The sequence below is a fragment of the Ensifer sp. Root278 genome, assembly GCF_001429285.1.
Lineage (GTDB): Bacteria > Pseudomonadota > Alphaproteobacteria > Rhizobiales > Rhizobiaceae > Ensifer.
In genome coordinates this window covers 376618-398653 of record NZ_LMJJ01000043.1, presented here as the reverse complement: position 1 = coordinate 398653, position 22036 = coordinate 376618, and the positions used below count along the sequence as shown (strand labels likewise).

The window sequence follows — 22036 nt, the reverse complement described above, 5'->3', positions numbered from 1 at the left end:
CAGATCACGCCGGCTGTCGGCGATGACGCGAGACGTAGATGATGCCCTTCTGCAAGAGGATGAAAGCAAACAGCAGAAGGCCGATCAGGATCTTCGTCCACCAGCTCGACAGCGATCCGTCGAAAGTGATGTAGGTCTGGATCAGACCCTGGATGAGGATGCCCACCAGCGTGCCGGCGACGAACCCCGAACCGCCGGTCAGGAGCGTCCCGCCGATGACGACCGCAGTGATCGCGTCCAGTTCGACGCCGACGGCGGCCAGCGAGTAGCCGGCCGACGTGTAGAGCGAAAAGACGATGCCGGACAGCCCCGCCAGCAGGCCCGAAAAGGCGTAGATGCGGATCGTCGTCGCCGCGACCGGAACGCCCATCAGCCGCGCGGTCGCCGTGCCACCGCCGAGCGCGTAGACGTTGGTGCCGAAGCGGGTGCGATGCGCCAGCACGATGCCGATGGCGAAGACGAACAGCATCAACCCGCCGATCAGCGTGATGCGCCCGCCGCCAGGCAGCTTGAAGTAGAGGCTTTTCAGCGTCGCGTAGAATGGATGCTTGATCGGAATGGAATCGATCGACAGCACGAAGGCAACGCCGCGCGCGAGAAACATGCCCGCAAGCGTGACGATGAAGGCGGGCATCTCCAGATAGTGGATGATCGCCCCCATCGCCGCGCCGAACAGCGTCGCGATCGTTAGAACCATCGCGAAGGCGACGAGTGGGTGGATGCTCGTGTGTTCCAGCACGACGGCCAGGAAAACGCCGGTGAACGCGATGACCGAACCGATGGAGAGATCAATGCCGCCCGAGAGGATGACGAAGGTCATCCCGACGGCCGCGATGCCGAGGAAGGCATTGTCGGTCAAAAGGTTTCCAATCACCCGCGTGGAGAGGATGTTCGGATACTGCGCGACGCAAAGCGCATAGCCGAGAAGAAAGATCACGAGCGTCGCGATCAGCGGAAGATATTTCGGCTTCATTTTGCAGCTCGCTCGCTCGGTTTGCTCGCGCCACGCGCCGGCACCAAGAAGGAAAAGGCGGTGCGGAACCGCGGCGACTGAAGCACCAGGATGAAGACAATGATCGCGGCCTTGATGATCAGGTTGAACTCCGGCGGGAAGCCGGAAAGAAGAATGCCGGTGTTGATCGCCTGGATGATGATCGCACCGAGCACCGATGCGGCAATGCTGAAGCGGCCGCCGAGCAGGGATGTGCCGCCGACCACGACCGAGAGGATGGCGTCGAGCTCCAGCCAGAGCCCGGCATTGTTGGCATCAGCGCCACGAATATCGGCGGCGGCAATGATGCCGGCGATGGCCGCACAAAGGCCGGAAAGAACATAGGCGGCGATCAGCAGCACGGGCGTTAGCACGCCGGACAGCGTACTCGCCTGACGATTGACGCCGATCGCTTCGATCAGCATGCCGAGCGCCGTCCGTCGGACGAGCATGGCGATCAGCACGCCGAAGACCAGCCAGATCACGACCGGCATCGGCAGGCCCGCGAAGGAACCGCTGCCGATGAAGGCGAGGCCGGGATCATTGAAGGTCAGGATCGCGCCCTCGGTGATGAGCTGGGCAATACCGCGCCCGGCGACCATCAGGACCAGTGTCGCAATGATCGGCTGGATGTCGAGCACCGCCACCAGCACCCCGTTCCACAGACCGCAAAGGATTCCGACGGCAAGCGTGATCAGCAGGGTTGCGGCGACCGAATGTCCCGACGTGATACAAGCAGCCGCGGTAGCGCCGCAGATCGCCATGACCGCGCCGACCGAGAGGTCGATGCCCTTGGTGGCAATGACGACGGTCATGCCGATTGCCAGCAGCACCACAGGGGCGCCGCGATTAAGGATGTCGATGAGGCTGCCATAAAGCCGGTCGTTCTGGATTTCCAGGTTGAGGAAGCCGGGAAACACGAGCGAAACCGCCACGATGATGACGCCAAGCGCGATCAGTTGCGGTAGCAACCGGTTGAAGTAGAGCCTGATGGTCGCGATCACGACGTCCTTCTTTCATTGGTTGCGGCGATCGCTTCGACGATCTGGTGGGCGGTAATCCGGTTGCCGTCGAGTTCGGCGACATGGGCGCGATCCCGAAGCACGATGATCCGCGTGCTGTAGGCGACCAGTTCCTCGATCTCTGACGAGACGACGATCAGCGACAGCCCCTTCTCGCGCAGCGCCTCAATCAGCTTGACGATCTCCGCATGGGCGCCGACGTCGATACCGCGCGTCGGCTCGTCGAGAATCAGGAATTCGGGCTCGGTCGCGAGCCAGCGCGCCAGGATCGCCTTCTGCTGGTTGCCGCCGGACAAGAGCTTGATTGGCTTTTCGCGATCGGCCGTGCGGATATCGAGCGCGCGGATGTAGTGGTCCGCCAGCCGGTTCTGGTCCGCCCGGGCGATCGGCCGTGTCCAGCCACGGCGCGCCTGCAGGGCGAGCACGATGTTCTCGCGTACCGAGAGGTCGCCGATGATGCCTGATGTCTTGCGGTCCTCCGGGCAGAAGCCGAAGCGATGGCGGATGGCGGCACGCGGTGATGAGAGGTCGACCGCGCGGCCGTCGATCTCGGCCTCGCCGCTGTCGGCACGATGGGCCCCGAAGAGAAGCTCCGCCGTTTCCGTGCGACCGGAGCCGAGCAGGCCCGCCATGCCGACGACTTCACCAGCGCGGACATCGAGGTCGAAGGGACGGACGCGACCCTTGCGACCGTAATTGCGAAACCGGTAGCGCAACGGTCCTTCCTGGGCCTGCGCGCGCGGTGCGTGGATTTCCGCCGCCAGTTCACGGCCGATCATCATCGCGATCAGTTCGCGCCGATCAAGATTGGCAGTTTCACGGGTTCCGACGAGTTGCCCGTTCCTGAGCACCGTTATCCGGTCTGAAACCTCGTAGACCTGTTCAAGGAAGTGGGTGACGAAGATGATGCCGAGCCCACGCGCCTTGAGGCGCCGGACAATGCGAAACAGCATCGCCACCTCGTGCGCGTCGAGGCTTGCCGTCGGCTCGTCGAGAATCAACACCTTGCCTGAGAGATCGACCGCGCGGGCGATGGCGACGACCTGCTGGATCGCGACCGAATAGCTTGCAAGATCGCGGGTGACGTCGATGTCGAGTTCATAGTCGGCGAGCAGCTCCTGCGCACGCCGGTTCATGGCGCTAACGTCGACCATGCCGAAGCGCCGGGGCTGGCGCCCGAGGAAGAGATTCTCGGCAACGGTCAGGTTCGCCAGCAGGTTGACCTCCTGGTAGACCGTGCCGATACCGAGCGTCTGGGCCTCGAACGTGTCGCGCGGATCGACCTCCGCGTCATCGAGCAGGATGGCGCCGCCGTCGCGGCGGTAGGCGCCGGTCAGGCATTTGATAAGAGTAGACTTGCCGGCGCCGTTTTCGCCAAGCAGCGCATGAACTTCTCCGCGCCGCAGGTGAAAATCGACCTTGTCGAGGGCCCTTGTGCCCGGGAAGGTCTTTTCGATCCGGATCGCCTGGAGAATGTGGTCATTGGTCTGCATCGGTACCGTCTCCGCGATGCTGGTATCTGTCGGACGAGAAGCACGGCCTGTCTGCGACAAGCAGCGCTCTTCAGCCGGAAACTTGGAAAAGAGCGTGGCCCGCGCGAGAAGCAGCGCGGGCCACGGCCGACATCAGTAGCCGAGGCCTTTCTTTTCCTCGTAGACCTTCAGCGGCTCGTCGGCCTGAGTGTAAAGTTTCGATTCCGTCTGGATCCACTTCGGCGGTGCCGTGCCATCCTTCTGGTACGCGGCAAGCGCATCGAAGGCGGGGCCGGCCATGTTCGGCGTCAGCTCGACCGTGGCATTGGCTTCACCGGCGGCCATAGCCTGGAAGATGTCCGGAACCGCATCGATCGAGACGACAAGGATATCCTTGCCCGGCTTCAGGCCGGCTTCCTTGATCGCCTGGATGGCGCCGACCGCCATGTCGTCGTTGTGGGCATAGAGCGCGCAGATGTTCTTGCCGCCGTCCTCCGCCTTGAGGAAGCTTTCCATGACTTCCTTGCCCTTGGTGCGGGTGAAGTCGCCGGTCTGGCTGCGGACGATTTTCAGGTTGTCGTGGCCGGAAAGCGCCTGCTCAAAGCCCTTCTTGCGGTCGATTGCCGGCGAGGAGCCGGTCGTGCCCTGAAGCTCGACGACGTTGCAGGGCTTGCCTGCCGTGGCGTCGACGAGCCACTTGCCGGCAACATTGCCTTCGTGCACGAGGTCGGAAGTTACCGCGGTCAGATAGAGATCCTTCGAGGCATCGACGGTGCGGTCGAGCAGGATGACCGGAATTTCCGCGTCCTTTGCTTCCTGCAGCACCTCGTCCCAGCCGGTAGCGACGACCGGGGCGACGAGGATGGCGTTCACGCCCTGCGCGATGAAGGAGCGGATCGCCTTGATCTGGTTTTCCTGTTTCTGCTGCGCATCAGCGAATTTGAGGTCGATGCCGCGCTGCTCTGCCTGCTGCTTGGTCAGCGTCGTCTCGGCGGCGCGCCAGCCGGACTCCGAGCCGATCTGCGAAAAGCCGACGACCAGATCGGCCGCGGAAGCACTGCCGAGCGTGCAGGCAGCAAGGATCGTTGCACTCGCAAGTGCCTTGGCGATTTTCATGATTTCCTCCCAAAGAAAGCTGCCTCCAAGCAGCCATCGAGAAAAAATCATATAATATTACTTTTGTAAACGGGCACTTTTCATCTAACGCGCAAGACGTCGATGAAATTCATCGGAGGTCGCAGAAGGCTGAACGCGGGCCGGCCGACCCCGACGCGGGAGCGTCGGAACGTTCAGAGGACTAGCGGGCGAAAACAGGCGCCTTCCGCTACGCGCTAGGCCCTCGCCAGCAATGTGCCGGCGGCGCTGGCGGTCATCACGAGAACCACGCCGAAGATCTGGTTGAGGGAGAGCGCCTGCCCGAGAACGAGGAAGCCGGCGCCGGCGCCGATGGCCGGCTCAAGGCTCATCAGGATGCCGAAGGCCGACGGCTGCATGCGACGGAGCGCCATGAACTCGAGCGCGTAGGGGAGCAACGGCACCAGAATGGCGAGCCCAGCCGTCATCAGCACCATGTCGAAGGAGAAACCGGATTGAACCTGATGCAGCCCGAACGGCATCGCGAAGACTGCTGCAAACAGCAGCGAAACAGCAAGTCCCTCCAATCCCCTGAAGCGTTGGCCGGCATTTTTCATCAACACGATGTAACCGCCCCAGCCGATCGCCGCGCCGAAGGCGAAAAGCAGCCCGCGCGTATCCGCCACCCAGGCGGTACCGTCCCAGGAGAGGCAGAGTACGCCGGCGGCGGCGATAACGGGGCAAAGCAGGCGCCAGCCACGGCCGCCGAAAATCGCAGCGACCGTCAACGGACCGAGAAACTCGATCGCAACCGCAAGGCCGAGCGGGATGCGCGCGATCGCCGCGAAGAAGCAGAGCGTCATCACGGCCATCGTGGCGCCGAGCGAAAGCGCCGAAAGCCACTGCGACCGGGTGTAGCTGAGGAAGGGTGGGCGGACGAGGAGCAGCAGAAATGCCGCCGCCCAGGAGAGCCGCAGCCAGGTCGCGCCAAAAGCCCCGACGCTTTCCATCGCCGGCTTGGAGAGTGCAGCGCCGAACTGCACACTCGACATGGAGAGCAAACAAAAAACGATCGCGACAGAGACACGCCCTGTGGAATCGTCCGTCGTACCCTGCACGCTCCATCCGCTATCCGCAGTCGTCTCCGTTTCCGCCATGTCCATTCTCCCGTTGGGCTTGAACCGACATAGCAATTCCGGCACAATAAGGAACGCTGATAGTTGTGATGTCGCCATAAAGGATCGTTATATGCATGACCTCGACATCGGCCTGCTGCGCGCTTTCGTCGTGACCGCCGAGTGCGGCAGCGTCAGCGGCGCTGCCCAGCGGCTGGCACGGACTCAAGCCGCCGTCAGCATGCAGTTGCGCCGGCTGGAGGACGATGTCGGCGCCAGGCTTTTGAACCGCAGCACCAGGGGCATGGACCTGACCGAAGCCGGGCATGTGCTGTTTCCCTATGCCCAGAAGATGCTGGGACTGAGCGAAGGAGCCCGGCGAGCGCTCGCCGGGCAGGCGCTCCGGGGCCCGATCCGCTTCGGCATGATCGAGGACATCGCCGTCGGCTCGCTGCCAAGGGCACTGCAGCGCTTCGCCGAATGTCATCCGAACGTGGGGCTCGAACTGACGGTCACCGAAAGCACCGTGTTGTCGGAGAAGCTGTCGCAGGGTCAACTCGATGTCGCGATCGGCGATCCGGCCCTGATCCGTGGTGAGCCGATCCTCACCTGGCGGCTGCCGCTGCGCTGGGTCGCGGCGCGCGGTTTCGTGCTCCCGCAGGAAGGGCCTTTGCCGCTCGTCACCTTCGACGGGGTCTGCACCTGGCGCCACAAGATGATTGAAGCGCTGAAGGGCGGGGATCGGCCTTGGCGCACGGTACTGACGAGCGCCAGCCTCTCCTCGATCCAGTCGATGATCGAGGCGGGGCTCGGCATCGCCGTTTTGCTGGATCTCAATATCCGCGCCAACACGATGCGGGTCCTCGGGACCGAAGAGGGCCTGCCGCCCGCCCCGGTGATCGAACTCGGGCTTTTCGCGGCCGATCACCAGGGACTTTCATCACGCCCGGTCTCAGCACTGTGGGCGTTCCTTTCCGAAGAGCTTCAGGCGCAGGCATTGGCAACCGGCCGCGCTGCGTGATCTCGACCGCGGTTGCGTCACGCTCGACGAACGAAAATACAACGCCCAGAGATTGAAAAAACCCGAGCAAAATTTTACTAAATAAAGATTGCGCCGCGCCCGAAGCCTGGGTTGTGGCGGCGGGCAGGACGTTGGACATGGTAACAATCAAGGAAATCGCTTCGGCTGTCGGGGTCTCTTCGGCGACCGTCTCACGGGTGCTGAATTACGATCCAACGCTTTCGATCTCCACCAAGAAGCGGCAGGCAATCATCGAAACGGCCGAGGCGCTGAACTATGCGACGCCCCGCAACCGCGGGCGCGGCGCGGGACCGATGCAGGGCCTGAAATTCGCGCTGGTGCATTTCCTCCAGCCCGCCCAGGAACTGATCGATCCCTATTATGTCGGCGTCCGGCTCGGCATCGAAAACCGTTGTCAGGCGCTGAAGATCGAGGTGGTCAAGGTCTTCCACAACGGCAACCTGCCGGAGGCGGCGATACTGCAGGGCGCCAACGGCGTCGTTGCCGTCGGCCACCATTACGGCGAAGAGGTCCACTGGCTGCGGCGGCACAGCCGCCACCTGGTCTTTGCGGATTTCGCCCCCGACGACGATGTCGACGACAGCGTGATGAGCGACGTGTCCGTGGCCATGAACCGCCTGCTTCAAGGCATATACGGCATGGGTTACCGCCGAATCGGCTTTCTCGGCTGGATCGACGCCTTCCGCGACAAGGACGACATCCATTCGGAGCGCCGCTGCCGCGCCTTCATCCACTGGATGACGAAAGCCGGCCTCTACGATCCGGAACTCTGCATGGTCGAGAAGCTGACGCCGGACAGCGGCTATACGCTCGCCAAGGCGATGCTGTCGAAACCCAACCCGCCCAAAATCCTGGTCACCTGCAACGACAATATGGCGATCGGCGCCTACCGTGCCATTCACGAGATGGGCCTTCGAATCCCTGACGATGTCGCCGTGGCAAGCTTCAACGACATACCCGTCGCGCAGTTTCTCGGGCCGCCGCTTTCGACGGTCAAGATCCCGGCCGAAGTAATCGGCGAGACGGCCGTCGACCTATTGATCGAGCGCCTGACCGGACGCGACGTCGCCAAGAAGGTGATCCTCGGAACAGAGATGGTCTGGCGCGGCAGCACGGCCACGACGGGCTCCGTCGCTGGCCCGTAATACAGCCGGCAAAAAACACGGTGGTAAAAATTTACTGAAATATTGCCTTCTTCAGAATTTTGCGAAATACTCCGCGCCGAGACTAGGAGGAACGTCTCGGGGAACGAAATTCGAGGGAGGAAAACAATGGACATGCGTATCTATCTGCCGCGCTTTAGCGCCATCGTGCTTGCCGGCGCCAGCCTCTTGGCGGTGACTGCGGCGCAAGCCAAGGAAATCACCGTCTGGTGCTGGGATCCCAACTTCAACGTTGCGATCATGAAGGAGGCTGGCGCGCGTTATACCAAGACGCATCCGGACGTCACCTTCAACATCGTCGATTTCGCCAAGGCCGACGTTGAGCAGAAGCTGCAGACCGGCCTTTCGTCCGGCACTGCAGACGCGCTACCCGACATCGTGCTGATCGAGGATTATGGCGCGCAGAAATATCTGCAATCCTTCCCCGGCGCCTTCGCGCCGCTCTCCGGCACGGTCGATTACTCCGGCTTTGCTCCCTACAAGGTCGAGCTGATGACGCTGGATGGCCAGGTCTATGGCATGCCGTTCGATTCCGGCGTTACAGGCATGTACTACCGCAAGGACTATCTCGAAGCGGCAGGCTTCAAGCCGGAGGACATGCAGGGCATCACCTGGGACCGCTTCATCGAGATCGGCCAGCAGGTCGAAGCCAAGACCGGCAAGAAGATGATGGGTCTCGACCCGACCGACGCCGGCCTCGTGCGCATCATCATGCAATCGGCCGGGCAATGGTACTTCGACAAGGAAGGCAAGGCGAACATCACCGGCAACGCCGCGCTGAAGGGAGCGCTGGAGACGGTCGGCAAGATCATGTCTTCCAACATCTACAAGCCGGCCGCCGGCTGGGCCGACTGGGTCGGAACCTTCACTTCCGGTGACGTCGCCACCGTCATCACCGGCGTCTGGATCACCGGCACCGTCAAGGCGCAGCCGGACCAGTCGGGCAAGTGGGGCGTGGCGCCGATCCCGGCCCTTTCGATCGACGGCGCGACGCACGCCTCGAACCTCGGCGGATCGAGCTGGTACGTGCTCGAAAGCTCGGCGGAGAAAGCCGAGGCGATCGACTTCCTGAACGCGGTCTACGCCAAGGACGTCGATTTCTACCAGACGATCCTGCAGGACCGCGGCGCCGTCGGCTCGCTGCTCGCTGCCCGTGGCGGGGCCGCCTATGGCGAGGCCGATGCCTTCTTCGGCGGTGAAAAGGTCTGGCAGAACTTCTCCGACTGGCTCGCGAAGGTTCCCTCGGTCAACTACGGCGTCTTCACCAACGAGGCGGACACCGCGGTCACCGCGCAATTGCCGGCGCTGCAGCAGGGAACACCTGTCGACGACGTGCTGAAGGCGATCGACGCCGAGGTCAGCGCACAGGTCCAGTAATCGCTACGGCGATTGTCTGCACCACTCCTGGCCGTGGCGATTGCGCCGCGGTCAACGGCTCCTGCTATCCATGGGGATGATGATGGCTCTCGCGCGCCGCGGCGGCATCGGCCGATACTACAACGTCAATGGCTGGCTCTTCGTTGCGCCGGCGCTCGGGCTGATCGCCCTTTTCATGATCTATCCGATCGTGTGGTCGCTCTGGATGTCGTTCCAGTCCGGCCGCGGCATGATGCTGAAATTCGCCGGCTTCGCCAACATCGTCCGTCTCTGGAACGACCCGGTCTTCATCAAGGCGCTCACCAACACGCTGACCTATTTCGTCGTGCAGGTGCCGATCATGATCTTGCTGGCGCTAATCCTGGCGTCATTGCTCAACAATCCGAGGCTCGTCGGCCGCGGCTTCTTCCGCACCGCCATCTTCCTGCCCTGCGTCACCTCGCTCGTCGCCTATTCGGTGCTGTTCAAAGGCATGTTCGCGCTCGACGGCATCGTCAACTCGACGCTTGAGGCGATCGGCATCATCGCCTCGCCGATCCCGTGGCTGACGCATCCCTTCTGGGCGAAGGTGCTCGTCATCATCGCCATCACCTGGCGCTGGACCGGCTACAACATGATCTTCTACCTCGCGGCGATGCAGAACATCGACAAGTCGATCTATGAGGTCGCGCGGATAGACGGGGTGCCTGCCTGGGCGCGCTTCACCCACATCACCATCCCGCTCCTGAAGCCCGTCATCCTGTTCACCACGATCATCTCGACCATCGGCACGATCCAGCTCTTCGACGAGGTCTACAACCTGACCGAGGGCAAGGGCGGACCGTCCAACGCGACGCTGACGCTGTCGCTCTACATCTACAACCTGACCTTCCGTTTCATGCCGAACTTCGGCTACGCGGCGACGGTCTCCTACGTGATCGTCGTGCTCGTCGCCCTGCTCGCTTGCCTTCAGTTCTTCGCGGCACGGGAGCGCGACCGATGAACAACGGATCCGCACGCATCGCAACCGCCATCGTCACCTACGGCTTCGTCGGGCTGATGGCCTTTCTCTCGATCTTCCCCTTCGTCTGGATGCTGCTCGGCGCCACCAATTCGTCGATCGACATCATCAAGGGCAAGATGCTGCCGGGCAGCGCGCTCGCCACCAACATCGCCACCTTCTTCACCCAGGTGAATGCGCCGCTGGTCTTCTGGAACTCGGCCAAGATCGCCATACTGGCAACGGCGCTGACGCTCGCCGTCTCGTCGCTTGCCGGCTATGGCTTCGAGATGTTCCGCTCGCGCCATCGTGACCGGATCTACAGCGCCTTGCTGTTGACGATGATGATCCCGTTTGCGGCGCTGATGATCCCGCTCTTCATCATGATGGGCAAGGCGGGGCTGATCAACACCCACCTCGCGGTCGTCTTGCCGACGATCGGCTCGGCCTTTATCGTCTTTTACTTCCGCCAGTGCACCAAGGCGTTCCCTTCGGAGCTGCGCGATGCCGCCAAGGTCGACGGCCTGAAGGAATGGCAGATTTTTCTCTACATCTACGTGCCGGTGATGCGTTCGACCTACGCGGCGGCCTTCATCATCGTCTTCATGACGGCGTGGAACAACTATCTCTGGCCGCTGATCGTGCTGCAGTCGAACGAGACGAAGACAATCACACTCGTCGTCTCCTCGCTCGCCTCCGCCTACTACCCCGATTACGGCGTCGTCATGGTCGGCACCATTCTCGCAACGCTTCCCACCCTCGCGGTCTTTTTCTTCATGCAACGCCAATTCGTCCAGGGAATGCTGGGCTCAGTCAAATAGGAATGATGATGCGTTCTGTTACCTCTTTCAACGATTCCTGGGTCTTCTCCGAAGGCTCCGCCGCCACTGAAGCCGGCCGCCTGCAGGCGGGCAGGCCCGTGAGCCTGCCGCACAATGCGGTGGAACTGCCGTTCAATTACTTCGACGAGGCCTCCTATCAGCGCGCTTTCACCTATCAAAAGCCGCTCGCCTGGCGTCGGGAGTTCCATGGCCGCGAGGTCTCGCTCGTCTTCGACGCTGCGATGGCCGATGCCGTCGTCTATCTCAACGGCGAAGAGATCGTTGCCCACAAGGACGGCTATACGCCCTTCGAAGCGCGCCTGACCGACAGGCTGCGGGAGGGCGACAACCTGATCACTGTCAAGATCGACGGCAGCGAAAACCCGGAGATCCCACCCTTCGGCGGCCGCATCGATTATCTGACCTATGCCGGCATCTATCGCGACGTCTGGCTGAAGGTCACCGACGCGGTTTCGATCGCCAACATCAAGATCGAGACCCGCGATGTCCTCAGCGACGCCAAGTCCGTCACGGTCCGTTGCGATCTCGCCAATCCGCAAAGCTTGACGTTCGCCGGAACTGTCACGGCACTGCTCAAGGACACGAACGGCAAGGTGCTGGCGGAAGCCATCGGCGAGACCCGCGGTGAGAGCGTCACATTGGAGATTACCGGTCTCAAGGGGCTTTCGCTCTGGGATATCGACAGTCCCGTCCTCTACGAGGCGGAGGTGCAACTGCGCAGCGATCGCGGCAGCGACCGGCTCTCGTCGCGCTTTGGCTTCCGTACAGCAGAGTTCACCACGGAAGGTTTCAAGCTCAACGGCCGGCCGCTGAAGATCCGTGGTCTCAACCGCCACCAGGCCTTCCCCTATGTCGGCTATGCCATGGGCCGGACGGCCCAGGAGCGCGATGCCGAGATCCTGAAGAACACGCTACATTGCAACCTTGTCCGCACCTCGCACTATCCGCAATCCAAATGGTTTCTCGACCATTGCGACCGCATCGGCCTGCTCGTCTTCGAGGAAATCCCCGGCTGGCAGCATATCGGCGGTGAGGCCTGGAAGCAGGAGGCGATCCAAAACGTCCGCCGTATGATCGAGCGCGACTGGAACCATCCGTCGATCATCATCTGGGGCGTGCGCATCAACGAGTCGCAGGATTCCCACGATTTCTACGTCGAGACCAACCGGCTGGCGCGCGAACTCGACCCGACGCGGCAAACCGGCGGCGTGCGCTACATCACCGACAGCGAGTTCCTCGAAGACGTCTACACGATGAACGACTTCATCCTCGGCAACGAGGAACTGCCGGGGGCAAACCGCCCGCGCACGGCGCTGCGCCCACAGCAGGAATGCACCGGGCTCAATCGCAAGGTGCCCTACCTCATCACCGAATTCGGCGGCCACATGTACCCGACGAAGATCTACGATCAGGAGCAGCGCCAGGCCGAGCATGTGCGCCGGCACCTGGAGGTGCTGAACGCCGCGCATGGGGACCCCGGCATCTCCGGCGCCATTGGCTGGTGCATGTTCGACTACAACACCCACAAGGATTTCGGCTCCGGCGATCGGATCTGCTATCACGGCGTCATGGACATGTTCCGCCAGCCCAAGTTTGCAGCCTATGTCTACGCCAGCCAATGCGAGCCGTCGGAGGAAGTGGTGATGAAGCCGGTCACTTTCTGGGCGCGCGGTGAGCGCAATATCGGCGGCGTGCTGCCTTTGATCGTGCTCACCAATTGCGACGAGGTCGAGCTGAAATACGGCTTGCTGGTGAAGCGCGTCGGTCCGGACCGCGAAAATTTCCCGCATCTGCCGCATCCGCCTGTGGTCATCGACCATCGCCACTTCACCAAGGACGAACTCGGCGTCTGGGGCATGAAGTGGGAAGACGCCGCGTTCACCGGCTTCATCGACGGCAAGGCCGCAGCCAGCCTGCGCATGGTCGCTGACCCGGTGCCGACGACGCTCGAGGTCGTGGCAGACAACGCGACGCTGCGGGCCGAAGGGCGTGACAGTGTTCGCGTGATCGTGCGCGCGCTCGACCAGGCCGGCAACGTCCTGCCGTTCCTCAACGATGCGGTCGACGTCACCGTCACCGGCCCTGCCCGATTGCTTGGGCCGGAGCGCCTCGTCTTCCAGGGTGGTTCGACCGGCTTCTGGCTGGAGACGACGGGTGCTGCTGGCGGCATCGCCGTCGCGGTAACCTCGACACGGCTTGGATCCGTAAGACTGGAACTTTCGGCAGTGGCAAGCGAGGCAGCGGCTGCATGAGCGAACTCCAACTCAGCGACGTCAGAAAGTCCTACGGCAACTTCGAGGTCATCAAGGGGGTCGACCTCGACATCAAGACCGGCGAGTTCGTCGTCTTCGTCGGTCCGTCCGGCTGCGGCAAGTCGACCCTGCTTCGGATGATCGCCGGTCTCGAAGAGATCACATCCGGTGATCTCACGATCGACGACGAGCGGATGAACGATGTCGATCCGTCAAAGCGCGGCATCGCTATGGTCTTCCAGTCCTACGCGCTCTATCCGCATATGACGGTTCGAGAAAACATGGGCTTCGCGCTGCGCTTTGCCGGCGTGCCGAAGGCTGAGATCGAACAACGGGTCGGTGAGGCTGCGATCATTCTCGAGCTCGGCCCGCTGCTCGACCGCAAGCCGAAACAGCTTTCCGGCGGCCAGCGCCAGCGCGTGGCGATCGGCCGGGCGATCGTGCGGCATCCGAAGATTTTCCTCTTCGACGAGCCGCTGTCCAACCTCGATGCGGAACTGCGCGTGCACATGCGCATCGAGATCGCGCGGCTGCACAAGAAGCTCGCGACCACGATCGTCTATGTCACCCATGACCAGGTCGAGGCGATGACGCTTGCCGACAAGATCGTCGTCATGCGCAACGGCGTGGTCGAACAGGTCGGCTCGCCGCTCGACCTCTACGATGATCCCGCCAATCTGTTCGTCGCCGGCTTCATCGGCTCACCGAAAATGAACTTCTTGAAGGGGATCGTCGACGCTGGCGGAACGCAGGTACGTCTGCCCGACTTCGGCAACGCGACTATTCCAGTGGCCATCAAGGGAGCTACGCCTGGGAGCTCCGTGACCATCGGCATCCGGCCCGAACATTTCGGCGACAGCGGCTCGGCAAGCCTCGATCTGACGATCGACATGCTGGAACACCTCGGCGGCGAGACCTTCGCCTATGCCCGCCATGGCGACGGCGAATTGATCATCATCGAGACCAAGAATGGTCGCGGCCTGAAGTCCGGCGATAGCATCGCCGCCCGCTTCGATCCGGCCGCCGTTTTGGTGTTCGACGCAGACGGAAGGCGTCTGCGGTAGAGCAATTCCAGGAAAAGTGCGAAACGGTTTTCCGTCCGGAATTGCGTAATTTCAAAGAAATAGATCACTTCAGTGTTTCGATGAAACAATGAAATGATCTGGACAGCCCGCGCGTGTTGTTGTGCCGGCGCCATCCCTCTGGAGATGGCGCCGGTCGAATCCTACTGGAACATGCCCTTCGGCGTCTCACCCTTCAGGAAGGGTTCGATGAAAGCGTAGAGCAGGTCCGTCTGGTTGATGACTGCGGTGTGCGACGTTGCCGGCAGGATGGCGAGGCACGAGGCAGCCAGAGGCTTGCCCATGTCGCCCATCGCGCCGCCGCCGAGCAGGCGGAACAATGCCAGCGTGTGCTCCAACGTCGCCACATCGGCATCGCCGGCGATGACAAGAACCGGCGCCTTCAGCGCCTTGACGTCCGCCTCCCAGGCCATCGGTTCTTTTTCGAGCTGGATCAGCTTCTTGACCAAATCTGGAAAGCCATCCGGATTGGCGGCGAGCTTGCGGTAGTCTTCGGCAAAGGGCATGCCGACGAACATCTCGACGGTCATCTGCGGGATGAATGCTTTGAATTCCGGCTGCCAGCCCTCGGCATCGTAGCCGACGGACGCGGCCGCAAGCTTGTTCACCTTCTCCGGATGACGGATCGCCAGCTGCAGGCCGGCAGCCGCACCCATCGAGTAGCCGAAGACATCGGCCTTCTTGAGATCGACGGCATCCATGAAGGCGGCGACGTCGTCCGCGAGGTTCGGATAGGTGATCGGGCGATCGATATCATTGGTGCGACCATGACCCTGGAGCTCGATCGCATAGACCTTGTGGGTCTCGGCCAGCTTCGGAATGATCGCGCCCATCGACGGAATGTTCATATAGGCGCCGTGCAGCACGACCAGCGGTTCGCCCTCGCCCGAGACCTCGTAATACATCTTCATGCCGTTGACATCGACGCGATTGCCCACCGGCTCGGCCCCAGCAAATGCGGTGCCGGAAATCAACAGGGCGCCTGCGATCAAAGCGGTACGGAACATGCATAATCTCCTTGTTGTCAGCGCGGTCCAAAACCGCCTTCGGGATTAAGACGCGCGGCGCCTTCCCATCCCGACGTCGACAATCAAGAAAATTTCGGCCTGCACTGCGGCGCGCCGAAAGGGTCTCGCGCGTCAGTCGCCGCTACAGGCGTTCAGCTCGGCGGATTGAGTTTCGGCCGCAGGCCGGCGAACTCCGAGACGACGAAGTCTATGAGCTTTCGCACCCGCGGGAGATTGCGCGTCTCCTGGTGCACGCCGAGCTTCAACGACAGCACTGGTGCGGCAACGCCGAGGTCCACCGACACAAGGCCGTCCCGGCCGGCCGCAAGGAAGTGCGGAAGCGTCGCGAGCGCCGCGCCGGTTTCGACAGCACTCAGTTGCGAGCGGATCGAGTTCGCGCGCAACATCACCCTCGCATCCGGCAAGAGGTCCTTCAGCCAGGTAGAGAGCGACACCCGCACCGGTACCTCAGCCAGTTCGACAATGGCATGATTGCTGCTGCCACCCTTCGCGCTTGGATGGCCGAAGCGATCGAGGTAGGCCTGCATCGCAAACAGGCCGTAGCGGATATCGGCAACCTTGCGCTCGACGGTATCGCTTTGGTCGAAGCTGCCAAAGCGGAAGGCAATATCGGCATCCCGACGGGACAGGTTGAAGCGTCGGCCGTCATTCAACAGATGAATGGCGCCGGGATGGGCCGTGGCAAATTTCGTCAGGATCGGCGCGAGCAGGTAGTCTCCGGGCCAGTCGAGGCTGGTCACGGTGATGTTGCCCGCCAGCGCATCGTCCTGCGCGGCCAGGCGACGCTCGACCGTAAGTGCTGCCTCCTCCATCTGCTCGAGCGCCGACAGGATGGACAGGCACGCCGCAGTCGGCACAAGGCCGTTTGTTTGCCGTTCGAACAGCTTCTGCTGCGTCTTCTGCTCGAACGCGTCGAGGCGGCGGCTGAGTGTCGGCTGGGTCGTTCCCAGAGCCCGCGCCGCCGCGCTCAGCGAGCCGTGGCGTGCCAACAGCTGAACAAGATGGAGTTCGTCCCAGTCCATGCCACCTCAGGGTTCAGCCGGCCGAGGCGGCTCGCCTCGACGGTAATTCATAGGCACTTTCGTGCCCGCCGTCATGCCCCCGTCGATCGGCAGCACCACACCGGTGATGTAACTCGCCTCATCGGAACAGAGCCAGAGGACGCTTGCGGCCACCTCCTCCACTCGGCCAAGCCGGCGCATCGGCGTCGAAAGTGCTGCGTGCCGCTGGATTTCCGCGCCTGCAGCTTCGAGATGGTGGGTGAGGATCGGCCCGGGCGCGACGACATTGATCCGGATTCCCTGGTCGGCGTAATCGAGCGCCGCGGCCTTGGTCAGCCCGATGATCCCGGCCTTTGCACTGACATAGGCAGCCAGCCCGGAAGTGCCGTTGACCCCGGCGACGGAGGCCATGTTGACGATCGCACCACCGTCACCCCTCGCCATCGCCTCGATCTGATAGCGCATGCCGAGAAAGGTGCCGCGAATATTGGTGCGGATACCGCGATCGAAACCTTCGATGTCGAGATCGGCAAGCGGCGCCGGTACGGTTCCATCCGTCGCATTGTTGAAGGCGGCGTCGAGCCGGCCATAGTGCTGCATCACGCGCGCAAGCGCCTGCTTCATGGCAATCTCGTCGCCGACATCCGCGGCGATCGCCAGTGCATTGCCGCCCGCCTCACGGATGGAGACCGCCAGCGCCTCGAGCGCCGTCTGCGAACGGGAAAGAAGGACAACGGATGCACCGGCCTGCGCAAAGGCGCGGGCAGTGGCCGCGCCGATACCCTTGCTGGCGCCTGCGACCAAGGCGACCTTTCCTGCGAATCCAAGATTGTTTGTGTTCATCAACCCGACTCCATCTGACGCTGTCGCACCGTTTCTAGCGTCGGACAGCGACGGCTGCTTCGTGCAGGCGCGTATGCCTCCCATACGTGGATCGACGATCGACTTTCGACGCGAACCGGATTGCCTTTGTCCCGCAGCCCATCGTCGCCCTGAAGCGTCGAGCGGGCCGTCGTTCGAGAAGCACAGGAGGCGATCATGGATGCAATCGCGACAAGGCAATGGAGATCGGAGCGCCGGAGCCGGCTGAAGGCCGAACTCGACCGGGTGATTGCGGAGGCCCTGGATGAACAGCGTATCGTCGGCACGGTCGTGGAGGTCCTCGTCGACGGCGAGCCCGCCTACAAACGGGCCGCCGGCCTCGCGGACCGCGAAGCGGACCGGCCAATGACCGAGGACAGCATCTTCCTGCTCTCCTCGGTCGCAAAGCCGATCGTCACGGTCGCCGCTCTTAGCCTGGTGCAAAGCGGCACCATCGGTCTCGACGATACCGTGTCGGAATGGCTGCCCGCGTTCAGGCCGTGGCTACCGGACGGCAGCGTACCTGCGATCACCGTCCGCCATCTCCTGACACACAGCGCCGGCTTGAGCTACGTGTTCATGGAGCAAGGCGACGGCCCCTACCACCGGCACGCCATCAGCAGCGGCTTCGATGACACCGACGACGATCTCCCTGCCCTCATCGGCAAGCTCAAAGACATCCTGCTGTCCTATGCGCCCGGACATGGCTGGGGCTATTCGATGAGCCTCGACGTGCTCGGCGCCGTTATCGAAGAGGCGACAGGATCGAAGCTGCCGCAGGCGATCGCTGCGCTCGTCACAGGCCCGATGGCGATGAACGACACCGCCTTCTCCGTGGCCGATCCACGCAGGCTCGTGGCCCATTACGGCGACGCGTCGCCACGGCCGCGGCGGCTTGTTGGCGACGATGCGGTTCCCTTCTTCGGCAATCCCGTGCGCCTCTCGCCCGGCCGAATCTTCAATCCGCGGGCCTTTCCCTCCGGCGGCGCCGGCATGGCAGGCACGGCCGGCGACGTGATCCGCCTTCTCGAAAACCTCAGAACCGGGCATTCGCCGGCGGTCGACGTCCCTACCAGCCGCTCGATGTTCGACATTCAGGCAAGGACCGGCGGATTGGCCGCGGGCGCCGGATGGGAGTTCGGTTTCGGCGGTGCGGTCCTCGTCGAACCCGAGACGGCCGGAACGCCGCAGTCGCCCGGCACGCTGCAATGGGACGGCGCCTACGGGCACAAGTGGTTCATCGACCCGGTCCGCGGCTTGACCGTCGTTGCGCTCACCAACACCGCCTTTGAAGGCATGAACGGACGCTTCCCGGTCGATCTCCGCGACGCCATCTATCGGAGCCTCTAACCATGCGGAACGCCTCGTTTCCCGTCGACCTCGGCCGTTACTTCGCCCGCATCGGTTACTCCGGGCCGCAATCGCCCGATCTGGCAACGCTCGGCGGCATCATTGCTCGCCATGCGGCGTCGATCCCCTTCGAGGCCATCGATGTGCTGCTTGCCCATCCGGTCGAGTTGTCGCCGGCGGCAATCGACAGCAAGCTCATCGACCGCAAACGCGGCGGCTACTGCTTCGAACAGAACAGCCTTTTGCAGCGTGTACTCAGTGCGCTCGGCTATCGGGTGGAGCCCTTGACGGCCCGCGTCCTGTGGATGCGCGAACCCGAGGCGCCGCCGGCGGCATGGTCGCATATGGCGCTTCGCGTCTTCGTGAACGATGTCGGCTATCTCGTCGATGTCGGTTTTGGCAGTTGCGTGCCGACCGCGCCGCTGCGCTTCGACAGGACCACGCCACAGCCGACGCCGCATGAGCCGTTCCGCCTCAGCCGGACCCTCGATGGCTACTTGCTTGAAGCCCAACTTGGCCGCGATTGGGTCCCTGTCTACGAAGTGTCGCCGAAGATTTGCGGAGAGGACGCGTATCGGATCGCGAACATCGCGGCGTCCACCCATCCGCAGTCGCTTTTCCGACAGACCCTGTTGGTGACGTTGACCACCGAGGAGGCCCGCAAGATCCTGTTCGCAAACCGGTTGACGATCCGTGACAGGAACGGCACCGTCGCGCGCCACGAACTCGATGCGCCTGCAATCGAAGCTGTCCTCACCGACGTTTTCGGTTTGCCCTTCCAGGACGATTGGTGCCGGATCACTGCGCGCATCGGCAACACGTTCGAGGCATCCACCGCAACGACATGACGTGAGCCCGACGCCCCCGTCTATCGGTGTGTCAGGATGTAGTCCTTGAGGATCTCTGCATGGTTGCGAGCCTCATCCTTCACGCTATAGAGCAAGGTCACCGGGGCCTCACCAATGTGCTGCCGCAATACGTCAACTGCCGCCGGATTGTTGTCGAGCTCGGCAAGGTAGCGCTCGCGAAACTCTTCCCAGGTGCCTTCATCCGCATGGAACCACCGGCGCAGTTCCGTCGTCGGTGCGATCTCCTTGAGCCACAGGTCGACCGCGGCTTCCGCCTTGGTCAGGCCGCGCGGCCACAGGCGATCGACCAGGATGCGTATCCCGTCGCCGTCGGCCTTCGGCTCATAGACACGTTTCGTCTTCAGCTGCATGAACGCCCCTCACCTGACCACATTGCTTGGAACATAGCCGCCCGCCGCTGTCCAACCAAGTCCGGAGGATTTGCAGGCGGACACCAAGGGCGCGACCGCTATACCCCGCGTCTGTTGCCCCAGAGCAGAACATGCAGTTGCGGCAGCACCCGAGCCTCGAACCAGCGATCTTCCGTCACCTTGCCGACAAGCCAGAGCATGCGGTCGATAATGCCGTCGATATCGACGGTGGCATCGTCGTCATCAGGGGGCGGCGGCGTGTGGTTGCCGGGCTGCAGGTAGAGCGGCAGATGCGGATAACGGCCCGCCGCATCGCGGGCATAGGCATAATCGCGCTCGTCGAAGACGACGATCTTCAGCGCCACCTCGGGCCGGCCTGCCGCCATGCGAAGACAGTCGTCGAAGGCGTTCCAGTCGGTCTTCATGCCGCTCGACGGCGGCTTCGGGCTCAAGACCAGCACGTCGAGATCGGCAAACCAGTCCTTGGCGATGCTGCCCTGCGTCTCCAGGGCAAACCGGTAGCCTTCCTCTCGCCCACGCGCGATCAGAGGTCCAAGCGGCTGGATCGCCGGATTGCCACCGGATAGCGAGACCGTGAGCGGCTTGCTGCCGGATAGCCGGCTGACTTCGCTCCAGACCTCCTCCACCGTCATCGGCAGCCATTGGTCGCGATATTCGCTGTCGACCGCATGCAGCGTGTCACACCAGCTGCAGCGATAATCGCAGCCGCCGGTGCGGACGAACACGGTCGGCAGCCCGATCAGGATGCCCTCACCCTGGATTGTCGGCCCAAAGATTTCGCTGACCCGGATGCGCGTTTCGCCAGGCCCGGTCATGGCCGGTATTCCGCCCAGGTCTTCGGCGTCTCGCTAACGCGCACAGCCGAGGTTTCAGGGAGCCGCGTCTTGCACCAGTCGTAGAAATGCTTCGCCAGACATTCGGCAGTCACCCGGTCGTGGCCGAGTACCTCGTTCAGATGGCGATGATCGAAGTTTTCATCGATATAGCGCTTCAGCGGCGCCAGTTCGTGATAATCGCGCACGAAGCCGTGTTCGTTGAGTTCCGCACCGGCAAGCTCGACTTCAACGATGTAGTTGTGGCCATGCAGCCGGGCGCATTGATGCTCTGCCGGCAGGCTCTTCAACTGGTGCGAGGCGGAGAAATGGAACTCCTTGGTGATCCGGAACATCACTTCACCTCCTCGGCTGAAAAAGCCGACGTCGCCGCCACCCAGAAATCCGGATCCTCATAATCGGTCGGGTCCGCAACACCGGCAAGATGAAAGGCCTCGCGCCGCTCGACGCAGGTGCCGCAGCGGCCGCAATGGCGTGCGCCACCCTTGTAGCAGGACCAGGTCTCTTCGAAGGGTGTCGCATGGCTTGCGCCGTCGGTGACGATATCCGCCTTCGATACGGTCACATAGGGCGCGTAGAGTGCAACGTTGGCATAGCCGTCGAGCGCCTGGTTCTGCATCGCCTGAAACGCATCGATGAAACCGGGACGGCAATCGGGATAGATGAAATGATCGCCGCCATGCACGGCGACCGCAACCGCGTCCGCCTTCTGCGCCGCCGCAAGCCCGAAGGCAATCGCGAGCATGATGGCGTTGCGGTTCGGAACCACCGTCGCCTTCATGGTTTCCTCGGCATAGTGGCCGTCGGGCACGTCGACATCGTCCGTCAGCGCCGATCCGGTGAGGTGGGCGCCGATGGCGCGAATGTCGATGATCTGATGTGGAACGCCAAGCCGCCTCGCACAGGCGGCGGCAAAGTCCAGTTCCTTGCGGTGTCGTTGTCCATAGTCGAAGGAGAGCAGGCCTATAAGCTCCTGCTCGGCCGCGACCTTGTGGGCAAGCGATACCGAGTCTAATCCGCCGGAGCAGATGACAATCGTCTTCATGATAGGTGTCCTTGTTTTGACCGGGTAGGCTGCGACCGGATTACGGGGTGCCTTCTAGGACAAAGCAGGGGCGATGGGAAGCTTAATGTCGGAGATTGTGGCGAACAAATACTGTTTCGACGACCGAACATCGGCGCTGTGGCATAAGGCCATAGAGAAATTTTCGATCACCAAGGGGAACGGGAAGCATCTGCAAGCGTTGCGGCGTGAAGGTCGCCGATGCATTGGTCAATAGCTCGCGCGCCCATAATGGCGGAACTGGGCGCG

At 62.7% G+C, this 22036-nt stretch carries 21 protein-coding genes; 9 read left to right on the top strand and 12 right to left on the bottom strand.

Annotated features, from left to right (window positions below):
- Positions 1–4 precede the first annotated feature (4 nt).
- The 5 genes from yjfF to ASE60_RS31005 all read right to left on the bottom strand — a co-directional run bounded on the left by yjfF (position 5) and on the right by ASE60_RS31005 (position 5716).
- Complete coding sequence (yjfF, locus tag ASE60_RS31025) at positions 5–973, bottom strand: galactofuranose ABC transporter, permease protein YjfF (RefSeq protein WP_057255431.1); 969 nt, start codon at positions 971–973, stop codon at positions 5–7.
- Positions 970–1995, bottom strand: coding sequence for an ABC transporter permease (locus ASE60_RS31020; protein WP_057255430.1), 1026 nt, complete (start codon positions 1993–1995; stop codon positions 970–972). Before ASE60_RS31020 ends, yjfF begins: the two co-directional genes overlap by 4 nt.
- Positions 1992–3506: a galactofuranose ABC transporter, ATP-binding protein YtfR gene (gene ytfR / locus ASE60_RS31015; protein WP_057255429.1), complete on the bottom strand. Its 1515-nt coding sequence runs from the start codon at positions 3504–3506 to the stop codon at positions 1992–1994. Before ytfR ends, ASE60_RS31020 begins: the two co-directional genes overlap by 4 nt.
- 132 nt (positions 3507–3638) lie before the next feature.
- A complete protein-coding gene (gene ytfQ, locus ASE60_RS31010; RefSeq protein WP_057255557.1) occupies positions 3639–4601 on the bottom strand; it encodes a galactofuranose ABC transporter, galactofuranose-binding protein YtfQ in 963 nt (320 codons plus the stop codon).
- A gap of 215 nt (positions 4602–4816) precedes the next feature.
- Entirely contained in the window at positions 4817–5716 is a 900-nt protein-coding gene (locus tag ASE60_RS31005) for an EamA family transporter (protein ID WP_156414754.1), read from the bottom strand.
- A gap of 91 nt (positions 5717–5807) precedes the next feature.
- Between ASE60_RS31005 and ASE60_RS31000 the strand changes: the two genes are divergently transcribed.
- The 7 genes from ASE60_RS31000 to ugpC all read left to right on the top strand — a co-directional run bounded on the left by ASE60_RS31000 (position 5808) and on the right by ugpC (position 14393).
- Positions 5808–6695 carry a LysR family transcriptional regulator gene (locus ASE60_RS31000; protein WP_057255427.1) on the top strand — a complete coding sequence of 296 codons (888 nt, stop codon included), beginning with the start codon at positions 5808–5810 and terminating at the stop codon, positions 6693–6695.
- Positions 6696–6832: 137 nt separating this feature from the next.
- Positions 6833–7861 (top strand): LacI family DNA-binding transcriptional regulator, encoded by a 1029-nt coding sequence (locus tag ASE60_RS30995; RefSeq protein ID WP_057255426.1) that lies wholly within the window; start codon positions 6833–6835, stop codon positions 7859–7861.
- 126 nt (positions 7862–7987) lie between these two features.
- Positions 7988–9256 (top strand): extracellular solute-binding protein, encoded by a 1269-nt coding sequence (locus ASE60_RS30990; RefSeq protein WP_057255425.1) that lies wholly within the window; start codon positions 7988–7990, stop codon positions 9254–9256.
- An 82-nt stretch (positions 9257–9338) separates the two neighbouring features.
- Positions 9339–10238: a sugar ABC transporter permease gene (locus ASE60_RS30985; RefSeq protein WP_057255556.1), complete on the top strand. Its 900-nt coding sequence runs from the start codon at positions 9339–9341 to the stop codon at positions 10236–10238.
- Positions 10235–11056: a carbohydrate ABC transporter permease gene (locus tag ASE60_RS30980; RefSeq protein ID WP_057255424.1), complete on the top strand. Its 822-nt coding sequence runs from the start codon at positions 10235–10237 to the stop codon at positions 11054–11056. Before ASE60_RS30985 ends, ASE60_RS30980 begins: the two co-directional genes overlap by 4 nt.
- An 8-nt stretch (positions 11057–11064) precedes the next feature.
- Positions 11065–13329: a glycoside hydrolase family 2 TIM barrel-domain containing protein gene (locus tag ASE60_RS30975; protein WP_057255555.1), complete on the top strand. Its 2265-nt coding sequence runs from the start codon at positions 11065–11067 to the stop codon at positions 13327–13329.
- Positions 13326–14393, top strand: coding sequence for a sn-glycerol-3-phosphate ABC transporter ATP-binding protein UgpC (ugpC, locus tag ASE60_RS30970; RefSeq protein ID WP_057255423.1), 1068 nt, complete (start codon positions 13326–13328; stop codon positions 14391–14393). Before ASE60_RS30975 ends, ugpC begins: the two co-directional genes overlap by 4 nt.
- Before the next feature lie 161 nt (positions 14394–14554).
- On the opposite strand, the gene ASE60_RS30965 is transcribed toward ugpC, so the two are convergent.
- The 3 genes from ASE60_RS30965 to ASE60_RS30955 form a co-directional block, all read right to left on the bottom strand.
- Positions 14555–15418, bottom strand: a complete 864-nt coding sequence (locus ASE60_RS30965) for an alpha/beta hydrolase (protein ID WP_057255422.1) — start codon at positions 15416–15418, stop codon at positions 14555–14557.
- Positions 15419–15570: 152 nt separating this feature from the next.
- Positions 15571–16461 carry a LysR family transcriptional regulator gene (locus ASE60_RS30960; protein WP_057255421.1) on the bottom strand — a complete coding sequence of 297 codons (891 nt, stop codon included), beginning with the start codon at positions 16459–16461 and terminating at the stop codon, positions 15571–15573.
- Between the two features lie 6 nt (positions 16462–16467).
- Complete coding sequence (locus ASE60_RS30955; protein ID WP_057255420.1) at positions 16468–17283, bottom strand: SDR family NAD(P)-dependent oxidoreductase; 816 nt, start codon at positions 17281–17283, stop codon at positions 16468–16470.
- Between the two features lie 195 nt (positions 17284–17478).
- Here ASE60_RS30955 and ASE60_RS30950 point away from each other — a divergent pair, with 195 nt between their 5' ends.
- Complete coding sequence (locus ASE60_RS30950; RefSeq protein ID WP_057255419.1) at positions 17479–18651, top strand: serine hydrolase domain-containing protein; 1173 nt, start codon at positions 17479–17481, stop codon at positions 18649–18651.
- A gap of 2 nt (positions 18652–18653) precedes the next feature.
- Positions 18654–19499 carry an arylamine N-acetyltransferase gene (locus ASE60_RS30945; RefSeq protein WP_057255418.1) on the top strand — a complete coding sequence of 282 codons (846 nt, stop codon included), beginning with the start codon at positions 18654–18656 and terminating at the stop codon, positions 19497–19499.
- A gap of 20 nt (positions 19500–19519) precedes the next feature.
- On the opposite strand, the gene ASE60_RS30940 is transcribed toward ASE60_RS30945, so the two are convergent.
- From ASE60_RS30940 to queC, 4 genes are all read right to left on the bottom strand, one after another.
- Positions 19520–19870, bottom strand: coding sequence for a DUF488 family protein (locus tag ASE60_RS30940; protein WP_057255417.1), 351 nt, complete (start codon positions 19868–19870; stop codon positions 19520–19522).
- Positions 19871–19968: 98 nt separating this feature from the next.
- Positions 19969–20706, bottom strand: coding sequence for a 7-carboxy-7-deazaguanine synthase QueE (queE, locus tag ASE60_RS30935; protein ID WP_057255416.1), 738 nt, complete (start codon positions 20704–20706; stop codon positions 19969–19971).
- A complete protein-coding gene (gene queD / locus ASE60_RS30930; protein WP_057255415.1) occupies positions 20703–21059 on the bottom strand; it encodes a 6-carboxytetrahydropterin synthase QueD in 357 nt (118 codons plus the stop codon). The genes queE and queD overlap by 4 nt, the downstream gene beginning before the upstream one ends.
- The gene (gene queC, locus ASE60_RS30925) at positions 21059–21769 is read right to left on the bottom strand and encodes a 7-cyano-7-deazaguanine synthase QueC (protein ID WP_057255414.1); all 711 of its coding nucleotides are present in this window, start codon (positions 21767–21769) and stop codon (positions 21059–21061) included. The genes queD and queC overlap by 1 nt, the downstream gene beginning before the upstream one ends.
- Positions 21770–22036: the final 267 nt, after the last annotated feature.

Bases quoted from the DNA above. Each gene is read 5' to 3' on its own strand.
- yjfF (WP_057255431.1), bottom strand. From the start codon at position 973: ATGAAGCCGAAATATCTTCCGCTGATCGCGACGCTCGTGATCTTTCTT.
- ytfR (WP_057255429.1), bottom strand. From the start codon at position 3,506: ATGCAGACCAATGACCACATTCTCCAGGCGATCCGGATCGAAAAGACC.
- ytfQ (WP_057255557.1), bottom strand. From the start codon at position 4,601: ATGAAAATCGCCAAGGCACTTGCGAGTGCAACGATCCTTGCTGCCTGC.
- ASE60_RS31005 (WP_156414754.1), bottom strand. From the start codon at position 5,716: ATGGCGGAAACGGAGACGACTGCGGATAGCGGATGGAGCGTGCAGGGT.
- ASE60_RS31000 (WP_057255427.1), top strand. From the start codon at position 5,808: ATGCATGACCTCGACATCGGCCTGCTGCGCGCTTTCGTCGTGACCGCC.
- ASE60_RS30995 (WP_057255426.1), top strand. From the start codon at position 6,833: ATGGTAACAATCAAGGAAATCGCTTCGGCTGTCGGGGTCTCTTCGGCG.
- ASE60_RS30990 (WP_057255425.1), top strand. From the start codon at position 7,988: ATGGACATGCGTATCTATCTGCCGCGCTTTAGCGCCATCGTGCTTGCC.
- ASE60_RS30985 (WP_057255556.1), top strand. From the start codon at position 9,339: ATGGCTCTCGCGCGCCGCGGCGGCATCGGCCGATACTACAACGTCAAT.
- ASE60_RS30980 (WP_057255424.1), top strand. From the start codon at position 10,235: ATGAACAACGGATCCGCACGCATCGCAACCGCCATCGTCACCTACGGC.
- ASE60_RS30975 (WP_057255555.1), top strand. From the start codon at position 11,065: ATGCGTTCTGTTACCTCTTTCAACGATTCCTGGGTCTTCTCCGAAGGC.
- ugpC (WP_057255423.1), top strand. From the start codon at position 13,326: ATGAGCGAACTCCAACTCAGCGACGTCAGAAAGTCCTACGGCAACTTC.
- ASE60_RS30965 (WP_057255422.1), bottom strand. From the start codon at position 15,418: ATGTTCCGTACCGCTTTGATCGCAGGCGCCCTGTTGATTTCCGGCACC.
- ASE60_RS30960 (WP_057255421.1), bottom strand. From the start codon at position 16,461: ATGGACTGGGACGAACTCCATCTTGTTCAGCTGTTGGCACGCCACGGC.
- ASE60_RS30955 (WP_057255420.1), bottom strand. From the start codon at position 17,283: ATGAACACAAACAATCTTGGATTCGCAGGAAAGGTCGCCTTGGTCGCA.
- ASE60_RS30950 (WP_057255419.1), top strand. From the start codon at position 17,479: ATGGATGCAATCGCGACAAGGCAATGGAGATCGGAGCGCCGGAGCCGG.
- ASE60_RS30945 (WP_057255418.1), top strand. From the start codon at position 18,654: ATGCGGAACGCCTCGTTTCCCGTCGACCTCGGCCGTTACTTCGCCCGC.
- ASE60_RS30940 (WP_057255417.1), bottom strand. From the start codon at position 19,870: ATGCAGCTGAAGACGAAACGTGTCTATGAGCCGAAGGCCGACGGCGAC.
- queE (WP_057255416.1), bottom strand. From the start codon at position 20,706: ATGACCGGGCCTGGCGAAACGCGCATCCGGGTCAGCGAAATCTTTGGG.
- queD (WP_057255415.1), bottom strand. From the start codon at position 21,059: ATGTTCCGGATCACCAAGGAGTTCCATTTCTCCGCCTCGCACCAGTTG.
- queC (WP_057255414.1), bottom strand. From the start codon at position 21,769: ATGAAGACGATTGTCATCTGCTCCGGCGGATTAGACTCGGTATCGCTT.